This is a genomic window from uncultured Mucilaginibacter sp. (genome assembly GCF_937859865.1).
Lineage (GTDB): Bacteria > Bacteroidota > Bacteroidia > Sphingobacteriales > Sphingobacteriaceae > Mucilaginibacter_A.
In genome coordinates, this window is sequence record NZ_CALMAT010000033.1 from 1 (window position 1) to 2,778 (window position 2,778).

Here is a 2,778-nt window from a genome sequence, read left to right on the forward strand (position 1 = left end):
CCCTTTTACCGGCAAACCTTCGTCTGCTTTGGGCGAACCTTTGTCGCCGGCGTACCAGTAAACCGGTTGCACCGATACTGTTTTTACCGCATAATTTTCAATATAAACCGAAACATTGGCCGTTCCGGGAATCACGTCCGGCGGGTTGATGTTTACGATAACGTTGTACGGCCCGGCTTTCCCTTCGTAAATCACGCCCGGGCTGCCAACGTGTGCAAAAGTGATTTGGCCGATGCTTAGCAAAATCAAAATTAATACTGTTTTTATCGCCTTCATCTTTGTACTTTTCGCATCCAACTTCCCCATTTATAACCAATTGTGCCAGAAATCAGGGCAATTACGGCCGCAACCATCAAGCCTTTTATCAACGTAAAACCCGTATCTACATTTTCGGGCCGAAAGGAATAACGGTATTGATAGTTTGGGTCGGAGCCGAAATACCAGGAAGTTCCGCCGAAAAACCAACTGCGTGCCAAAACCGAGGTATGCAGAAACGTGCCGAAAAACCATTGCACCACAAAGAAAACGGCCAGAAAAGCCAAAGCCGCCGATACTGTTTTTACCCATCCTTTTTTGGTGTGAAGCTGAAGGAACAGCCAATCTATCATCATGGCCGGGAAGATGACGAGCAGCGGAAAATCAAAAGCCTGGTAATGGTCAATGTGGTTTAAAACGGGGCCAAGCCGCGGCGATGCTGGAAACAAGGGTAAAACCCACAGCATCAATAACAATTGCAGCGTGTAAACGGCAGCAGTTGCGGTGGCGGCCCATTTCATTTTAGAAGCGCGCGCAACCGTAATTAAATAAAGCGGAAAAAGCAGGCAGCCGATTTGGTAAAACAAAGCTTTATGCATGCGGTGCTTCCCCAAAAATTCGGAAAAAAGCGTAAAAAAAGTGGTAAGCAACAAGCCGGAAGCTATGGCAAAAAGCCAGTTATGGATGGTTTTAGATTGATTTTCGCGGAGGTGGTTGGTGCTGGCAATCACGGCAATCAAAGTGCCAAACTGGATCATCATCATACCAATGGCCAGCAACGTGTGCGGCGGCGAAAGAATGGTAACATCCAAACCGTAAGTGTTGTGCCACCAATCGTCAAAAGGCGCGGAAGTAAGCATCGCGATAGCGCCCCAAATACAAAAAAGCGCGCCCAGCGATCCGTAAAAAATCCCCCAGAATTTTACCGCTTTTGCCTTTTCTGCCGGGTTGCTGAAGAAAGATGTTTTTAAAACCTGAAAGCCCGAAAACAAACCGGAAACCACGGCGCCGATGTAAATCACCAAATGCGGCGGCGCAAAAAGCCCATCGCGGCCAATGCTCATATGCCAGGAAATATCCCAAATTAAACCGGTTACGATGCACAATGATGAAAAAACGCAGGCGTAAACGTAAGGCTGGACTGCAGAAACGGTGCTTAACGTTTCCGTTTTTTCTGCGGAATAATCTGTTGGAAGGTAAAGGTTGGTTTCCATTTGATGCCGTTGTTGGTTAATTAAAAGTATTTAATTTGAAGGATATTTTCAGAATAAATATTTTTTTTCTGCTTTTCTACATCCGAAGCAACAAAAAAAGAGCCGCCCCGAATACCAGGACAACTCTTTTTATCACCTAAAAATTGGAAAAACAATTATGGTTGTTTGGTTCCCGAATCCGCTGCAACTGTATCTACACGTTTGGTTACCGCACTGGAAGTATCGTTTTGTAAATCTGGTTTGGCTTTGCTGGAATTGTTGTTGCAAGCGAAAAACATGCTCGCCAATGTTAACAGGCCCATCAAAACATAAAGTTTGGGTTTTCCTGCTGCTAATGTTGTTCTATAATTTTGTTGGTTTTTCATGATGAATAGTTTAGGGTTGATTGTTCTTAATGGCTAACCGCGGCAAAATCCTTTTGTTTAAATTGATTGCAATTTGCTTTACGGTTTTCCTGCCCGCCCAAAATTCAATTCCAAAACCAACGTGTGCTTAATTTATCGTATTTTCGCCGCTCAAAAAAAGTATTTTAAAATGAGCCAACGAACAAAAATCAAGGCGCTTTTGCAAAGCGGAGAAACCGGATTTGAAACTACGGTAAAAGGCTGGGTGCGCACCTTTCGCAACAACCAGTTTATTGCTTTAAACGATGGCTCAACCAATCAAAACCTGCAAGTTGTGGTTGATTTTGAAAATACAGATCCAACTTTGCTTAAACGTTTAACAACCGGCGCGGCCATCAGCGTAACCGGACAAGTAGTTGCTTCGCTGGGAAAAGGACAAAAAGTAGAGGTAAAAGCAGCATCAATCGAAATTTTGGGCGATTCTGACCCGGAAAAATATCCGCTTCAGCCCAAAAAACACAGCTTGGAGTTTTTGCGCGAGATTGCACATTTACGTTTTCGCACCAATACTTTTGCTGCTGTTTTTAGGGTGCGTAACACGCTGGCTTTTGCCGTTCATCAGTTTTTTCAGGAACGCGGGTTTGTAAATTTGCAAACACCAATCATAACGGCTTCGGATGCGGAAGGCGCGGGCGAAACTTTCCACGTTACCAATTTTGATCTAAATAATGTTCCGAAGACAGATCAGAACGAGATTGATTACAAGGAAGATTTTTTTGGAAAAGCAACCAATTTAACGGTTTCCGGCCAATTGGAAGCCGAGTTAGGCGCAATGGCTTTAAGCGATGTTTATACTTTCGGCCCAACTTTTCGTGCCGAAAATTCTAACACCACACGACATTTAGCGGAGTTTTGGATGATTGAGCCGGAAATGGCTTTTTACGATCTGGAAGATAACATGAACC

At 44.1% G+C, this 2,778-nt stretch carries 3 protein-coding genes and 1 pseudogene (1 of these 4 only partly in view); 1 reads left to right on the forward strand and 3 read right to left on the reverse strand.

What is annotated here, in order from left to right:
• From Q0192_RS03795 to Q0192_RS03805, 3 genes are all read right to left on the reverse strand, one after another.
• On the reverse strand, positions 1 to 276 hold a 276-nt coding region (locus Q0192_RS03795), incomplete at its 3' end, for a hypothetical protein (protein ID WP_299286307.1).
• Positions 273 to 1,469, reverse strand: a complete 1,197-nt coding sequence (locus tag Q0192_RS03800) for a hypothetical protein (protein WP_299286309.1) — start codon at positions 1,467 to 1,469, stop codon at positions 273 to 275. The genes Q0192_RS03800 and Q0192_RS03795, both read right to left, overlap by 4 nt.
• Before the next feature lie 155 nt (positions 1,470 to 1,624).
• Positions 1,625 to 1,834 carry a hypothetical protein gene (locus tag Q0192_RS03805; RefSeq protein WP_299286312.1) on the reverse strand — a complete coding sequence of 70 codons (210 nt, stop codon included), beginning with the start codon at positions 1,832 to 1,834 and terminating at the stop codon, positions 1,625 to 1,627.
• A gap of 169 nt (positions 1,835 to 2,003) precedes the next feature.
• Between Q0192_RS03805 and asnS the strand changes: the two are divergent.
• Positions 2,004 to 2,778, forward strand: a pseudogene (gene asnS / locus Q0192_RS03810) (asparagine--tRNA ligase); it runs 683 nt beyond the window's last position.